General features: G+C 23.7%; 13 protein-coding genes. 11 read left to right on the top strand and 2 right to left on the bottom strand.

Translation table 11 applies throughout. The features are described from left to right. Positions 1–151: 151 nt before the first annotated feature. The 3 genes from ABLL_RS14720 to ABLL_RS14715 are packed head-to-tail and all read left to right on the top strand — an operon-like array spanning position 152 to position 3,429. Positions 152–844, top strand: a complete 693-nt coding sequence (locus ABLL_RS14720; protein ID WP_014474360.1) for a helix-turn-helix domain-containing protein — start codon at positions 152–154, stop codon at positions 842–844. Between the two features lie 42 nt (positions 845–886). Further along, positions 887–1,786 (top strand): phosphate/phosphite/phosphonate ABC transporter substrate-binding protein, encoded by a 900-nt coding sequence (locus ABLL_RS08380; RefSeq protein WP_014474359.1) that lies wholly within the window; start codon positions 887–889, stop codon positions 1,784–1,786. Beyond that, entirely contained in the window at positions 1,783–3,429 is a 1,647-nt protein-coding gene (locus tag ABLL_RS14715; protein WP_014474358.1) for an ATP-binding protein, read from the top strand. The genes ABLL_RS08380 and ABLL_RS14715 overlap by 4 nt, the downstream gene beginning before the upstream one ends. 6 nt (positions 3,430–3,435) lie before the next feature. Here ABLL_RS14715 and ABLL_RS08370 read toward each other — a convergent pair whose 3' ends face one another. After that, entirely contained in the window at positions 3,436–4,488 is a 1,053-nt protein-coding gene (locus ABLL_RS08370; protein ID WP_014474357.1) for a PAS domain-containing sensor histidine kinase, read from the bottom strand. Between the two features lie 139 nt (positions 4,489–4,627). Here ABLL_RS08370 and ABLL_RS15065 point away from each other — a divergent pair, with 139 nt between their 5' ends. From ABLL_RS15065 to abc-f, 8 genes are all read left to right on the top strand, one after another. After that, on the top strand, positions 4,628–4,792 hold the full coding sequence (locus ABLL_RS15065) for a hypothetical protein (protein ID WP_158310009.1): 165 nt from the start codon (positions 4,628–4,630) through the stop codon (positions 4,790–4,792). 24 nt (positions 4,793–4,816) lie between these two features. Beyond that, on the top strand, positions 4,817–5,854 hold the full coding sequence (locus ABLL_RS08365) for a chemotaxis protein CheW (RefSeq protein WP_014474356.1): 1,038 nt from the start codon (positions 4,817–4,819) through the stop codon (positions 5,852–5,854). A gap of 10 nt (positions 5,855–5,864) precedes the next feature. Further along, on the top strand, positions 5,865–6,614 hold the full coding sequence (locus ABLL_RS08360) for a response regulator transcription factor (RefSeq protein WP_014474355.1): 750 nt from the start codon (positions 5,865–5,867) through the stop codon (positions 6,612–6,614). A gap of 91 nt (positions 6,615–6,705) precedes the next feature. Further along, positions 6,706–9,777, top strand: a complete 3,072-nt coding sequence (locus ABLL_RS08355; RefSeq protein ID WP_014474354.1) for a diguanylate cyclase — start codon at positions 6,706–6,708, stop codon at positions 9,775–9,777. 61 nt (positions 9,778–9,838) lie between these two features. Beyond that, complete coding sequence (locus ABLL_RS08350) at positions 9,839–10,729, top strand: AraC family transcriptional regulator (protein WP_014474353.1); 891 nt, start codon at positions 9,839–9,841, stop codon at positions 10,727–10,729. Positions 10,730–10,833: 104 nt separating this feature from the next. Further along, positions 10,834–11,982 carry an iron-containing alcohol dehydrogenase gene (locus ABLL_RS08345; protein ID WP_014474352.1) on the top strand — a complete coding sequence of 383 codons (1,149 nt, stop codon included), beginning with the start codon at positions 10,834–10,836 and terminating at the stop codon, positions 11,980–11,982. Between the two features lie 196 nt (positions 11,983–12,178). After that, positions 12,179–13,675 carry a hypothetical protein gene (locus ABLL_RS08340; RefSeq protein ID WP_014474351.1) on the top strand — a complete coding sequence of 499 codons (1,497 nt, stop codon included), beginning with the start codon at positions 12,179–12,181 and terminating at the stop codon, positions 13,673–13,675. A 91-nt stretch (positions 13,676–13,766) separates the two neighbouring features. Continuing rightward, a complete protein-coding gene (abc-f, locus tag ABLL_RS08335) occupies positions 13,767–15,362 on the top strand; it encodes a ribosomal protection-like ABC-F family protein (RefSeq protein WP_014474350.1) in 1,596 nt (531 codons plus the stop codon). Positions 15,363–15,437: 75 nt separating this feature from the next. Here the strand turns inward: abc-f and ABLL_RS08330 are convergent, their stop codons facing one another. After that, on the bottom strand, positions 15,438–15,914 hold the full coding sequence (locus ABLL_RS08330) for an acyl-CoA thioesterase (protein WP_014474349.1): 477 nt from the start codon (positions 15,912–15,914) through the stop codon (positions 15,438–15,440). Between the last annotated feature and the right edge of the window lie 80 nt (positions 15,915–15,994).

Below are 15,994 nucleotides of genomic sequence, written 5' to 3'. Positions count from 1 at the left end.
TCTTTGTAGCCTTTTAAATAATAATTTAAAAGGCTATATATCTGCATATATAGAGCTTCTAGAAAATAAAAAATAATAAAAATGATACCTTTATAATACCATTTTCTATTAAAATACTTAATATAATTAATTTAATAAGGATTTTTGCTAAATGGATACAATATTTATAGATACAAATGATAAAAAAAATAAATCAATATTAGTAATCAGCGATGATATAATTTTTATAAATGAGTTGAAAAAAAAGGTTAATTCAAACTTTAAACTAAATTTTTTTGAGAACAATAAATTTTATTTATTAAATAGTGATATTAATAGTTTTGATGTAATTATTTTTGATAATAGTAAAAATGATTTAAAAAAGTTTTTGGATGTATTTAAATTAACAAAATCTTATAATTTTAATATACCTATAATTTTATTGAAAGAAGATGTTAGTGAAGATGATTTATCTTTGTATAAAATAATCAATGTTTATTCTATTTTAAAAAAACCAATAAATAAAGATTTTTTATTTAATACAATTGAACTTTGTTTAAATTTTTTAGATAGTAATAAAAAAGTGCAATTTGAAAATGGATATTATTTTGATTTAACAAGAGAAGAGTTATTTCAGGGTAAAAAGATTATAAAACTTACAAGAACAGAAAAAAAGTTAGTTAAATTATTGGCTGAAAATCCTAATAGTTTAGTTACTTATGAAGAGATTTCTTCAATAGTTTGGAAAGGAAAAGTTTTTTCTATCTATTCTTTACGAAATGTAATTAATCATTTAAGAGAAAAAACAGATGATACATTTATTAGAAATTTTTCAAATAGAGGATATATTTTAAATACTATTTGATTTTTTACTTTTTCTTAAAATTACTATATAATAATCCTTAATATGAAAAAATTAAATATAATAGTCTTTATAGTAATTTTATTTTTTTTTAATGGATGTGAGGATACGTCAAATAACTATTCTCCAACTTATCAGAAAAATAAAGTATTAGATAAAAAAATTTATATTTTAGGTGTTCATCCTTTACATAATCCAAAGCATTTATTTGAAGTATATCAACCTTTAGTGGATTATTTAAATGAAAATTTAAAAGATATAACTATTCAGCTAGAAGCTTCGAGAAATTATGACTCTTTCAATGAAAAATTATCTTTAAGACATTTTGCCTTTGCTTTACCAAATCCTTATCAAACATTAAAATCTTTAGATTATGGTTACAAAATTTTTGGAAAGATGGCAGATGATGAAAAATTTAAAGGGATAATTATTGTAAGAAAAGATAGCAATATAATAGATTTTAAAGATTTAAAAGATAAAAAGATTAGTTATCCTGCTTCAACTGCACTCGCTGCAACTATGTTACCTCAATATTTTTTATATGAAAATGGAATAGATATAAATAAAGATTTAAAGAACATTTATGTTGGTTCTCAAGAATCTGCTATAATGAGTGTTTATTTAAAAGCAACAGATTTAGGAGCAACGTGGACTCAACCTTGGGAAATTTTTAAAAAAGATAGACCAAATATTGCAAATGAATTGAAGGTATTATGGGAAACTAAAAGTTTACCAAATAATGGTTTAGTTGCACGAAATGATGTTCCCGAAGAATTGATAAATAGAATTGGTAATTTATTATTTAACATGCATTTAGATAGCAAAGGTATGTTAATACTTAAAAAAATCAATTTAACACATTTTGAAAAAGCAAATAGTGAAACTTATGATGAAGTAAAAGATTTTATAAATAAGTTTGAAAAAGATATAAGAGTAATAAAATGATAGATAAAATAAAAGCTTTTTATAGCCATTCTATTAAAAGAAGATTGATAATAACTGTTACTCTTACTCATGTATTTTTGATGAGTATTTTTGTTTATGATTTGATTAGTGAACAAAAAGAATTTTTAAAAAATCAAAGTAATGAACAAGTTACAAGTTTAACAAAAATGATTGTGAGAAACTCTGTATCTTGGATTTTATCAAATGATTATGTTGGTTTAGAAGAGTTAATCTCTTCAATCTCAAAATATCCAAATTTAGAATATGCGATGATTATAAATAAAAATGGAAAAATTTTAGCTCATACTCAAGAAGAAAAAATAAATTTGTATCTATCTGATAAATTAAGTACAGATTTTTTTGATTCAAAAAAGATTGAATCAAAAATGCTTATTCAAAATAATAAAATTTTAGACTATATTTCTCCTGTTTTTAGAGAAAATCAACATATCGGCTGGGTTAGAGTTGCTTTAAATCAAAATATAAACTCTCAAAATATAGAAGAAATTTTTAAAGAAGGATTGTTTTTTATTAATATTGCAATAATTGTTGGGTATATCTTTGCATACTTTTTAGCGAAAAATATAACAAAAGATTTATATACTTTGATGAAAATTGCTAAACAAACCGCAACAGGAACAAGAAATCAAAGAGCTGATATTTCAAGAAAAGATGAATTAGGTGTTTTAGCAAAAGATATAAATAATATGTTAGATAAGATAGAAAAAGATGAAAAACAATTAGAAATTTCTAATAGAGAATTAGAAAAAGATATTGTAAAACTTGAGTTAATGGATAGTAAATTAACTTTATTAAATAAAAATCTTGAAAAAAAAGTTGTAGAAAAAACTTATGAATTAAAAAAATTAAATGATAATTTAAAAAAAGAGATAGAAGAAGAAGTAGAACAAAATAGGCAAAAAGATAATATGCTTTTTCAACAATCAAAAATGGCTTCAATGGGTGAAATGATTGAAAATATAGCGCATCAATGGAGACAACCTTTAAGTTTTATTAGCACAAGTGCAAGTGGAATAAAATTAAATAAAGAGTATCACACTTTAACTGATGAAATTTTAGATGAAGCTATAGAAAATATTATGAATAGTACACAATTTTTATCAAATACTATTGATGATTTTAGAGATTTTTATAAAATTGATAAAATAAAAGATAAATTCAATGTAAAAGAAATTATTCATAAAACTTTAAAGCTTACAACTTCAAGATTTACAAGTAGATCTATTCAAGTTATTGAAGATTGTGATGATGTTTTTGTTTTTGGTTTTGAAAATGAATTAGTTCAAGTTTTTATAAATATTTTAAATAATGCAAGAGATGAATTAGAAAAATTACCTTATGAAGAAAGATTTATATTTATAACTATTAAAAAAGAAAAAAATGAAGCTTATATTTCATTAAAAGATAATGCAAATGGAATAGAACCAACAATTTTAGAAAAGATTTTTGATCCATATTTTACAACAAAAGGTTCTGATAAAGGTACTGGAATAGGACTTTTTATGTCAAAAGAGATTATAGAAAAACATTTCAATGGTAAAATAATTGCAGTAAATGAAAATTTTATTTATAATAAAAAAGAGTATAACGGTGCTAATTTTATAATAACTATTCCTTTATAAATAGTATTAATTTCTATTTATTATGATAGTAAATAAGACACCATTTTTTTTATTTTCTACAAAAATATCACCTAAATTATCCTTTTCTAAAATATTTTTACAAATATAAAGTCCTAATCCAGAACCATTCTTTTTATTTTTTGTTGAAAAATATGGATTAAAGATTTTTGATATTATATTTTCATCAATTCCTCCAGCATTGTCTTCTATAAAAATTTTTTGTTCTTTTTTATTTTGATTAAAAGAAATACTTATCAAAGGATTTTCTATATTTTTTTCTAAAATAGCATCTTTTGAATTATTTAATATATTTAATATTATTTGAATTAATTCATTTTTTGGAAGATTTAATTTTGAAAGTTTTTTATCTTTTATTTCAATTTTTATATTTTGAGATAAAAAAGTTTTTTCAAGCATTTTATGAGTAATTATAACTATTTCATTTAGAGTTATTAATTCTTTTTTAGAATCAATTGTAAAAAAATTTCTAAAATCATCTATTGTTGTGGACATATATTGAATATATTTATTTATATCATTTAAAATAGTATCTAAAAAAATTTTATCAAGTTTGTTTATTTCATTTTTTAATTTTATTCTAGTAATCATAGTTGATATTGTTGATAAAGGTTGTCTCCACTGATGAGCAATCATAGAAAGCATTTCTCCCATTGCAGAAAGTTTAGATTGGCGAATTACCATTTTTTCTTTCTCTTTTAATTCACTTAAATCTAAAATAAAAACCATTTTATATTCTTTATCTTTATATTGTACATTTTTGATTTTAATAATTACAGGGATAATATTTCCATCTTTTGTGATTAAAGAGATTTCTTGAAAAAGTTTTTCATTATATTTTATAAATTTTTCTTTTGATGTTGGGATTAATATCCCTGTGGCTAATTTATCAATCAATTCTTCTTTATTTTCATATCCTAAAATTTCAAGTAAAGAATGATTGATATTTTTTATAAAACCTTCTTCAATTACTAAAATACCTTCAATAGTATTATTTATAACATCACTTAAATTTATAAATATATTATTATTTTCACTCATTTTTGTCCAATACTGTTTTGATTATATAGATTTTATCTAATTAAATACAAAATATACAGAATTATGAGTAATTTTCATAAAATATTATTTTTTTATAAAAATTAATAGTATAATAAGATATATAGTCAAAGGAGCTAGCATGAAAAACTTATTTCTTATTCTTCTTATTAATTGTTTATTCTTAGGTTGTACTCAAAACCAAGTTACAGAAGAGATTTGTAAAAAAGAAGGTAAAATTTACAAAGTCAATAAAGTGCTAAATTTGAGAAGTGGCAATTATGAAGATAAAGCTCAATGTATTTAAAAAAATTAAAAACAAGAGAGAAAAATGACAAATACAAATGTAACAGTTGATTTACAAAAATTGGAAAAACTTTTAAATAAAGTAGGGGATTTAGTAATAACAAATTCTATGATGGCTCAATCAGTAGAAAATCTACCTTCAAGTGATGAAAAAAAGAGTTTAATAGAAAAAATTACTCTTTTGCAAAGGCATATTGTTGAACTTCAAGATTATGCTACAGAAATAAGAATGATTAAATTTGGAACAATGTATGAAATATATGCTGATTATTTAAAACAAATAGTTCCACAAAATAAAAAAGTAAAACTTCAATTAGTTGGAGGAGAAATCAAGGTTGATAAATCTTTAATTGAGCAATTAGATTTATTAATAAAAAAACTTATTTCAAATGCTGTTTTATTTGGAATAGAAACAGTAGATCAAAGAGTTTTAAACGATAAAAATGAAGAAGCAATAGTAAAAGTAGTTATTGAACAATTAAATGGACAAATCTCATTTTCAGTTGTTGATGATGGGGATATAGTAGATAAAGAAGATATTGAAAACATAAGTGAATTAAAAGAAAATATTTCTAAATTTAATGGAAACTTAGAAATTGAGAGTGTAGAAAAAGTTGGAACAAAAGTTTCAATTATTATTCCTTTAACTCATTCTATATTAGATGGATTAAATATTAAAATTGGAAATAGTATATTTATTCTTCCAACTGCTTCAATAGTAGAATCAATACAGCCAACAAAAGATATGATTAAATATGTTGGAGATGGAAGTAGCCAGTTATTGATGTTAAGAAATGAGTTTATTCCTATAATAAAATTATATGAGTATTTTAATATAACACCAAAATCAAAAAAACTAGAAGATGGACTTTTAATAATTGTAAAATCACAAGGTCAAAAAGCAGCATTTTTAATCGATGAATTTCTACAACAACAACAAGTAGTTTTAAAAACTATAGAAACGAACTTCAGAAAAGTGGATAGTGTTGCTGGTGCAACAGTTCGAGGTGATGGAAGTATTGGTATAATAATTGATGTAAAAACTATTTTAGAGGCTCATTAAAGGAAAAATTTTGATAAATTATATCTCCTTAGAAGAATATGGTAAAAAAATATCGGTTTTATTTGTTGAAGATGATGAAAATATAATAAAAGAGATGGGTTTTTTACTAGGAGATATATTTGAAAAAGTTGATATTGCTGTTGATGGTAAAGAAGGTTTTTTTAAATATAGTGAAAACTATAAATTAGATAAAAATTATTATGATTTAGTAATTACTGATATTCAAATGCCAAATATGAATGGAATTGAATTGATAAAAAATATTTATAAATTAAATGATAAACAAAAAGTTATTGTTTTATCTGCTCACAATGAAGCTGACTATTTGATGGAACTTGTAAATATTGGAATTTCTCAATTTATTTTAAAACCTATTGACTATAACAATTTTTTAGAAGTAATCTATAAAATATCAAAAAATATTTATGAATTAAAATATAAAAAAGATATTAAAATTTCAAATTTAGTAGAAATTGATAAAGATTTATTTTGGAATAAAGAGTTAAAACAATTAAGTTTAAAAGATAAAGTTATAAAGTTAACAAAAAAAGAGTTTTATTTAATAGAATTACTTTTAAAATACCCAGAAAAAATATATACAAATGAAGAAATAATAACTTATCTATGGAAAGATGATTTTACAAATCAGGCTGATATTTCTAATTTAAAAAATATTATTTCAAGACTTAGAAAGAAAATACCACTTTTAAATATAGAAAATATTTATAGCTTTGGTTATAGATTAACTATAAAAAATTAGAAACTAAAATTTATGTAAAAAAGATATTATTATGGTTTTATCATTTAGTAGCTATAATTGATAAAAATTATTGAATAATAAAAGGTTTATATTGAGATTAAAAAGTATTCTTTTTCTTTTTGTTTTTATTTTCTCATTAAATTCTTATGCAACTACTCAAAATCAAAAAATAAAACTTCAACTACAATGGAAACACCAATTTGAATTCGCTGGTTTTTATATGGCAAAAGAAAAAGGTTTTTATCAAAAATTTGGGATAGATGTAGAGTTTGTAGAGTTTGATGGAAAAACAAATATTACAGATAAAATATTAAATGAAGAGAACCAGATTGGTGTTTGGGGTTCAGGGATAATAAATGAATGGCTAAATGGTAAAGATGTTGTTTTTCTTGCTAATTATTTTAAAAGATCTCCTCTTGCATTAATAACAAAACCAGAAATTAGAACGCCTGAAGATTTAGTTGGAAAAAGAGTAATGATACCTTTTTTTGATGTATCAAGTGCAAGTTTTCAACAGATGTTTAAATTTTTCAACATTTCTAAAGATAGTTTAAATATAGTTGAGCCAAATTTTAAAATTCCAGATTTTGAAAAAGATAATATTGATGCAAGTTCAACTTTTTTACCAAATGAACCATACTATTTTATAAAAAAGGGAATCCCTTATAATATTTTAGACCCTAATAATTATGGTGTAGAGTTTTATGATGTTAATCTTTTTAGTTCAAGAAAATTTGTAGAGCAAAATTCAGTATTAATAAAAGATTTTATAGAAGCAACGAATAAAGGTTGGGATTATGCTTTAAAAAATGTAGATGAAACTGTAAATGTAATTTTAGAAAAATATAATACTCAAAATAAAACAAAAGATGCACTTATTTTTGAAGCAAATGAGAGTAAAAAATTTATTTTACAAAAAAATTATCCATTAGGAAGTATTGATATTAATAAAGTGAAAAAAATTTCTGAATTATACATTGAGTTAGGATTTGCTCCTAAAAGAGATAATTTAGAAGATTTACTTTTTATATCAAATGAATCTACAATTTCTTTGACTAATAAAGAAAAAGCTTTTTTGAAAGATAATCCAATAATAAAAGTAAGTAATGAGATAAATTTTCCTCCTTTTGATTTTTCTATTGGTGGAGAACCGTATGGTTTTAGTATAGATTTATTGAACCTTTTATCAAAAAAGATAGGATTAAAATTTGAGTATGTAAATGGTAATTGGGTTGAATTATATAATGATTTTAAAGATAAAAAAATAGATTTATTGCATACCTTGAGTAAAACTTCTCAAAGAGAAAATGATGGTTTTTTCTCTGAACCATATCTTTGGTATCAAACACACTTTATTATTAGAAAAGATAATCCTGATATACAGAATATTGAAGATTTAAATGGAAAAATATTAGTTGTAGGAAAATATTGGGCAAGTGAAGAGTATATTTCAAAAAACTATCCAAAAATAAAATTATTAGTTGTTGATAGTTTTGAAGATATGTTAGAGGCCGTTTCTAAAGGTGAAGCTTATGCTTTAATCGGTGAAAATCTAATTTTTAAATATCTAACTAAAAAAAGAGGTTTTACAAATCTGAAGTTATCATTGCCTTTTGATGAATTTAATAGTTTAGAAAGAACTTCTTATCGATTTTTGGTTTCTAAAGATAAGCCTATTTTAAATCAACTTTTAAATAAAGGACTAAAAAGTTTAACCTTTAAAGAGTTAAATGAATTAGAAGAAAAATGGTTTGGAAAAGAAAATGATATTAAAGAATTTGACAATTCAAGTATAAAACTTAATGAAGAAGAAGTAGTTTATTTATCAAAAAAAAGATTGATTAAAATGTGTGTTGATCCTAATTGGATGCCTCTTGAAAGAATAAATGAAAATGGTTTACATGAAGGAATATCAGCAGATTTGATAAAAACTATGTCACATAAATTGAATCTCAACATTGAATTAGTAAAAACATCTTCTTGGAAACAGAGTTTAGATTTTATAAAAAATAAAGAATGTGATATTTTATCTCTAGCTATGAAAACAAAAGAAAGAGAAGAGTATTTAGATTTTACAACTCCATATTTTTCTTCTCCTTTTGTTATTGCTACTTTAGATAAAGAGTTATTTGTTGAAAATATTGAACACATTTTAGATAAAAAAATTGCATTAGTAAAAGATTATGCTTTTACTGAATTTTTAAAGAAAAAATATCCTAATACGAAGTTTGTAGAGGTAAATAATGTAAAAGAAGGTTTGACTTTACTCTCTGAAAAAAAAGTTTTTGCATTTATTGATACTTTAATTTCTATTGGTTATACAATTAAAGAAAATAGTTTTTATAATATAAAAGTTGCAGGTAAACTTGATGAAAAATGGGAATTATCTATTGCAACGAGAAATGATGAATCTATTTTAAATAAAATTTTTGAAAAAGCAGTAAATTCACTTTCTGATAATGATAAACAAATTGCTTATAATAAGTGGTTTTCAATAAAATTTGAACAATCAGTAGATTATTCGATGTTATGGAAGATTTTAATTCCTATATTCCTTTTAATTTTTATTTCTACTTATTGGAATAGAAAACTTTATAGTGAGAAAGAAAAAACAAAAAAAGCATTGGATTCATTGAAAAAACTTCAAGATATATTAGAAATAAAAAATTTTGAATTGCAAAGAATTTCAAATACAGATAAATTAACTACGCTTTATAATAGACATAAATTAGATGAAGTTTTAAAATATGAATTATCAAGATTTAATAGAACAAATATAAGTTTTGGATTAATTATTTTAGATATTGATTTTTTTAAAGATATAAATGATACTTTTGGACATAATATAGGAGATGAAGTTTTAGTTGAAATTTCATCACTTCTTAAAAAAAATGTTAGAAGTAGCGATATTCTAGGAAGATGGGGTGGAGAAGAGTTTTTGATTATTGCTCCTGATTCAAAAGAAAAAGATCTTCTTTTATTTGCAGAAAAACTAAGAAAAGAGATAGAAAATTATAATTTTGGTATAGTTGGTAAAAAAACTTGTAGTTTTGGTGTAACAATTAGCAAAAATAATGATACTGAAACTTCTATTGTAAATAGAGCAGATAAAGCTTTATATATAGTAAAAAATAGTGGTAGAAATAAAGTGCAATTTTTATAATGTATATTTTTTTATTGCTTAATTCTATAAATTTTGTAATAATTTCATTTTAGGAATCAAAATGAATTATCAAAAAAATTTAATAAATTATATAGAAAATAAAAATCAAGAGGGAATAATTGACACAAATATTTCAGCTCTTAAATTTTTTATAACAACTGAACAAAGTGAATTCACAAGTGTTGTTTATGAGCCCTCTTTATGTATTATTTTACAAGGAGAAAAGGCTATAGGATTTGCTGATGAGATGTATAGTTATGATTCTACTAGATATTTATTAGCTTGTACACATATTCCTGTAAAAGTTAAAATAAATATGGCTTCAAAAGATTTGCCTTATATTGCTCTGATGGTAAAATTTTCACTGGAAGAAATTTATGAAGTTTTAAAACAAACTACAAATTATAAAATTGAAAATAAAATAGATGTTCAAAAAGGGTTTTGCTTATATCAATTAGATGAAACTCTATTGGAACCTATTTATAGATTAGTAAAACTACTTGAAAAAAATGAAAAAGATATTGAATTTTTTTCTTCTTTAATCAAAAAAGAGATAATTTATATTCTGTTACAAACAAGCAGTGATTTTCTAAAACATCATGTTTTAGAAGGAACTTTAACAAATCAAATAGTAAAAGCAATAAGTGAAATAAAAAATAATTTTGATAAAACTATTAATATGAAAGATTTATCAAAATCTATTGGTATTAGCGAATCATCTTTATACCAAAATTTTAAAAAAGTTACTTCAATGTCTCCTTTGCAATTTCAAAAAAAGATTAGATTAGAAGAAGCAAAAAATATTTTGCTTAGCCAAAATATTGAAGCTTCTGAAGTTGCATTTTGTGTTGGTTATGAATCTCCTTCTCAATTTAGCAGAGAATATTCAAGAATGTTTGGAATGTCTCCTAAAGCTCACTCTTTTCATATCAAAAATAATAGTATTGCTTAATTTTTTAAATTTACAGAATTAGGCAATCTTTGTGGATTATCTTTCTATTTCAAATAAACACTTTTTTATATAATAAAAAAATTAAATAAAATAGGAGTTTTATAATGCAAAATTTTACATACAGAAATCCAACAAGAATAGAATTTGGGAAAAATAAAGAAAAAAATATAGGGAAATATATAAGTGAGTATGGAGTTAAAAAAGTGCTTTTAACTTATGGTAGTAATAGAATAAAAAAAGATGGTTTATTTGATATTGTAATTGAAAGTCTAAAAGAGTTTAATATTGAATTTATAGAACTTGGTGGAATTATAAGTAATCCTGTTTTATCAAAAGTAAGAGAAGGAATAACTTTAGCAAAAGAACAAAAAGTTGAAGCAATTTTAAGTCTAGGAGGAGGTTCTGTACTAGATAGTTCTAAATCAATTGCAGTTGGTGCTTTGGATGATGGAGATGTTTGGGATTTTTTTATTGGTAGTAGAACTATTGAAAAAGCTTTAAATGTTTTTGATATTATCACGTTAGCTGCAACTGGAAGTGAGATGAACTCTTTTGCCGTTGTAACAAATGAAAAGACAAAAGAAAAATATTCAATTATGTCAAATCATATTTATCCTAAAGTCTCAGTTATAAATCCAGAACTTCAAAAATCAGTATCAAAAGATTATTTAGTTTATTCTGCAGCTGATATTATTGCTCATTCTATTGAAGGATATTTTACTGCAAAAGTTCATCCCACTATAATTTCAAAATATGTGGAATCAAATATTTCAACAGTTATTGAAACTACTGAAATCTTACTAAAAGATAGCGAAAATTATGATGCAAGAGCAGAATTTGCTTGGGCTGCAACAAATGCTTTAAATGGTACAACTTATTTAGGAGTTAGTGAATATTCATTTCCAAATCATATGATAGAACACTCTTTATCAGCTTTATTTAATGTTGCTCATGGAGCAGGATTATCAGTTGTAATGCCAGCTTGGATGAAATGGTACTATAGAAATAATGTAGCTCAATTTGAAAGATTTGCAAATGAAATTTTCGGAGTTTACTCTTCTCAAGAAGGAATAGAAGCACTAGAAAATTGGTTTAATAAAATTGGAACACCAACAAAATTAGGTCAGTTAAATATAAAACAAAGTGATATAGAAGTTATTGTTGAAAATATTTTAAATAATGCAAAACATTCAAGATTAGATAATATTTATACTAAAGAAGTATTAACTCAAATTTTAAATAATGCTTTATAAATAATATTTTTATGTTGTTTATTTTTTTAGCAATATTCGATTGTAAAATTAATAATTTGATTTATTTTATAACTAAAATGAGAAAAATAATTACTTTATCATAATAATTAAATATTGAATATTTTATATCTATAAATTATATTCCTATATAAGAAATTAAATGCTAAAATACCAAAAAATATCAAAAAGGTAGGTTATGTTTAATCTTGGAGAAATCGAAAATTGGTTAAAAGAACATTCAATAAATAATTATATGATTTCGGAAGATTTATATGTTTCAGTTCAAGGAAATGTAAATTTAAATGAGAGATTAAATGGTAAAAAACTTCCTATAAAATTTGATAGAATAGAAGGATATTTTGATATTAGTAATAATAATCTAACTTCACTAGAAGGGTGTCCAAAAACTGTTGTAAAAGATTTTAATTGTTCAAAAAATAAATTAATCTCTTTATTTGATTGCCCTACAGAAGTTGGTGATTTTGATTGTTCATATAATCAATTAAAAACTTTATCTTATGCTCCAAAAGAAGTAAAAGGGAGTTTTAATTGTTCATTTAATGAATTAAAATCAATAAAAGCAAGTCCTAGAACTATAAAAGGACATTTCAAATGTAATGATAATAAATTAGTTTCATTAGAAGGTGGTCCTAAAAATATAGATACTTATTTTGATTGTTCAAACAACTTTTTAGAAAGACTTACTGGTGGTCCAGTTACTGTTAAACATGATTATATTTGTAATGGAAATAATCTAAGTGATTTAGAAGGTCTTGCAGATGAAATAGGTGGAGATTTAGTAACTAATATTAAATTAAATAATTTAACATCAAGATTTAATGAAGAAGAAAAATTCTGGAAATATAAAGGTAGTGATGTTATAGCACATATTTATAAACCAATGGTTGCTCTTATTAACAATGAAGATATTGTTAATTGGTTAAATAAATATGAAATTAAAAACTTCTCTATTTTGCCCGATGGTTCAGTTGATGTTCAAGGAGATGTTAAGTTATCAGGAAGACTAACAAATTTATTTAAATTACCTATAAACTTTAATTTTGTTGATGGTGATTTTGATATTAGTGAAAATGAATTAGTATCTTTGGATGGAAGTCCTAAGAAAGTAACAGGAAGTTTCTTAGCTCACAAAAATGAATTAAATTCATTAAGAGGTGGACCAAAAGAAGTAAAAGGAAGTTTTATTATTTTACATAATAATATTACTTCTTTGTTAAATTCACCAACTATGGTTAAGGGTGATTATATCTGTTCTCATAACCCTTTACGATCATTAGAAGGGTTAAATACTGTTTTAGGATATGTTTTTACAGGTGTGTATATTCCAAGATTAAAGTGTCAGAAATACAATTATAAGGGAGTTACAACTTATAAATATCCAGGTGATTCAGTAATGAAATATTTAGATGAAGAGTATATTTCATTAACTGATGAAGAAAAAGCATTTGAAGCAACTAAAAAGAATTTAGAAAAAGTTATCAAAAAAATGCTAAATGCAGGAACTTTGACAAAAGAGATGATAAATGATACTTTAATTAAAAACTTAACTAAATATCAATTGGATCAATTAAAAACAAAAGTTTTATGGATAAAAAATCCACCAAATGAAGATAATAGTGATATTGTAAGTGAAGAAGATATTATGAAATTGGCTTTTGAAAAAGAGTTATAAAAAAAGTAATTAAGTCCTAAATATATTTTTTTAGATATAATCGCAAAATCAATACAATTAAGTAAATAAAATAAATGGAGAGAATTATAATATGGTTCAAACTGTCAATCTTAAAAAAGCTTTTGGTCCAAGAGTTTTATTTCAAGATATAAATTTAAAATTAGATACGGGGAAAAGATACGGACTTATCGGTGCAAATGGTGCTGGTAAGACTACATTTTTAAAAATATTATCAGGTCAAGAAGAAGCAACAGAGGGTGAAGTTCAAATCCAAAATGGTAAAAAAGTTGGAGTATTATCACAAAATCAATTTGCATATGAAAATTACTCAATTTTTGATACAGTTCTTTTAGGAAATAAAAAATTATATGACGCTGTAAAAGAAAAAGAAGAACTTTATATGAGTCCAGAATTTACTGATGAAGTAAATAATAGACTTGCTGAACTTGAAATTATCTGTTGTGAAGAAGATCCAACTTATGAATATGATGTAAAAATTACAAGAATTTTAGAAGATTTAGGATTTCCAGCTTCATCTCATCAAGATTTAATGAGTACATTAACTGGTGGAGATAAATTTAAAGTTTTATTAGCACAAGTTTTATATCCAAAACCAGATGTTTTATTTTTAGATGAGCCTACTAATAACTTAGATATTGCAACAATTGGTTGGTTAGAAAATCAATTACAACATCATGATGGAACAATGGTTGTAATTTCTCACGATAGACACTTTTTAAATGCAGTTTGTACTCATATTTTAGATGTTGATTTTAAACAAATTAGAGAATTTACTGGAACTTATGATGATTGGTATATTGCATCAACTCTAATTGCAAAACAAAATGAAAAAGATGTTAGTAAAAAATTAAAAGAAAAAGAAGAACTTGAAAAATTTATCGCTAGATTTAGTGCAAATGCTTCTAAAGCAAAACAAGCAACTTCAAGACAAAAACAACTTGATAAACTAGATGTTGGTGCAATTCAAGTATCAAGCAGACGTGATCCTTCTATTATTTTTAAACAAAAAAGAGAGGTAGGGAAAGAGCTATTAACAGTTAAAAATATCTCTAAATCTTATGATGACCATATTGTTTTAAATGATATTTCATTTACAGTAGAAAAAGGTGATAAAATTGCTCTTATTGGAACAAATGGTATTGGAAAAACTACTTTATGTGAAATCTTAGAAGGAAATTTAAAACCTGATAGTGGAGAAGTTCTATGGGGTGCAACTATTCAAAACTCTTATTTCCCACAAAATGCAACAGATATAATTGAAGGTGATATTACACTTTATGATTGGTTAAGAAATTGTGATAGAGATGCTGATATTTCTGAAATTAGAAATTGTCTTGGAAGAATGTTGTTTAATGGTCAAGAGCAAGAGAAAAAAGTAAACTCATGTTCTGGGGGAGAAAAACACAGAATGATGCTTTCTAAAATCATGTTAGAACAAGGGAATTTCTTAGTTTTAGATGAACCTACAAATCACTTAGATTTAGAAGCAATTATTGCTTTAGGTGAAGGTTTAAATGATTATGCAGGTTCTGTTATTTGTGTATCTCATGATAGGGAATTATTAGATGCATATGCAAATAGAATTATTGAAATTCAACCAGGTGGAACAATAATTGATTTTAAAGGAACTTATGAAGAATATATTGAGTCTAAAGAAGAGGCTTAATATATCTTTTAATTAAAAAAAAAGGGGGGGAAGATTTAAATCTTCCCCCTTTTTTTTTAATAAATGAATTATTTATTATTTTGAATGTCTAGAAGCCATTCTAATTTCTCTTCTTTGAATTGCATCATTATATCTTCTTTTATCATCTTCTGTTACTAAATCTAATTTTGGTACAGGAGCTGGTTTACCATGTTCATCAACTGCAATCATAGTAAAATAACAAACATTTGTATTTTTAATCGTATGATCTTTTATATCTTCTGAAATTACTTTGATTCCAATTTCCATCGATGTTCTTCCTGTATAATTAACAGAAGCATGGAAAGTAACAAGAGAACCTATTTTTATTGGGTCTTTAAATAAAACCATATCAACTGATAATGTCACAGCATACATTCCTGTGTATCTTGCTGCACAAGCATATGCAACATGATCTAACATTTTTAAGATTTCACCACCATGAACATTTTTCCCAGAAAAATTAGCTTTATCTGGAGTCATTAACATAGTCATTGTAAGAGACTTTTCTCTTTTTACTTCTTCACTACTCATTTTTAAAACCTTCTATTATAATTCTTTAAATATGTGACATTATAAAATAAAAACGCAGTATAAACATAGCAAATCCAGAA

It is taken from the genome of Arcobacter sp. L (assembly GCF_000284235.1).
GTDB lineage: Bacteria > Campylobacterota > Campylobacteria > Campylobacterales > Arcobacteraceae > Aliarcobacter > Aliarcobacter defluvii.
Note: the sequence above shows the minus strand (reverse complement) of the source record. Positions and strands in the feature narration are given on the sequence as shown.

Coding starts and splice junctions, on each gene's coding strand:
- ABLL_RS08345 (WP_014474352.1), top strand. CDS start 10,834: ATGCAAAATTTTACATACAGAAATCCAACAAGAATAGAATTTGGGAAA.
- ABLL_RS14720 (WP_014474360.1), top strand. CDS start 152: ATGGATACAATATTTATAGATACAAATGATAAAAAAAATAAATCAATA.
- ABLL_RS08340 (WP_014474351.1), top strand. CDS start 12,179: ATGTTTAATCTTGGAGAAATCGAAAATTGGTTAAAAGAACATTCAATA.
- ABLL_RS08370 (WP_014474357.1), bottom strand. CDS start 4,488: ATGAGTGAAAATAATAATATATTTATAAATTTAAGTGATGTTATAAAT.
- ABLL_RS08380 (WP_014474359.1), top strand. CDS start 887: ATGAAAAAATTAAATATAATAGTCTTTATAGTAATTTTATTTTTTTTT.
- ABLL_RS08330 (WP_014474349.1), bottom strand. CDS start 15,914: ATGAGTAGTGAAGAAGTAAAAAGAGAAAAGTCTCTTACAATGACTATG.
- ABLL_RS08350 (WP_014474353.1), top strand. CDS start 9,839: ATGAATTATCAAAAAAATTTAATAAATTATATAGAAAATAAAAATCAA.
- ABLL_RS14715 (WP_014474358.1), top strand. CDS start 1,783: ATGATAGATAAAATAAAAGCTTTTTATAGCCATTCTATTAAAAGAAGA.
- abc-f (WP_014474350.1), top strand. CDS start 13,767: ATGGTTCAAACTGTCAATCTTAAAAAAGCTTTTGGTCCAAGAGTTTTA.
- ABLL_RS15065 (WP_158310009.1), top strand. CDS start 4,628: ATGAAAAACTTATTTCTTATTCTTCTTATTAATTGTTTATTCTTAGGT.
- ABLL_RS08365 (WP_014474356.1), top strand. CDS start 4,817: ATGACAAATACAAATGTAACAGTTGATTTACAAAAATTGGAAAAACTT.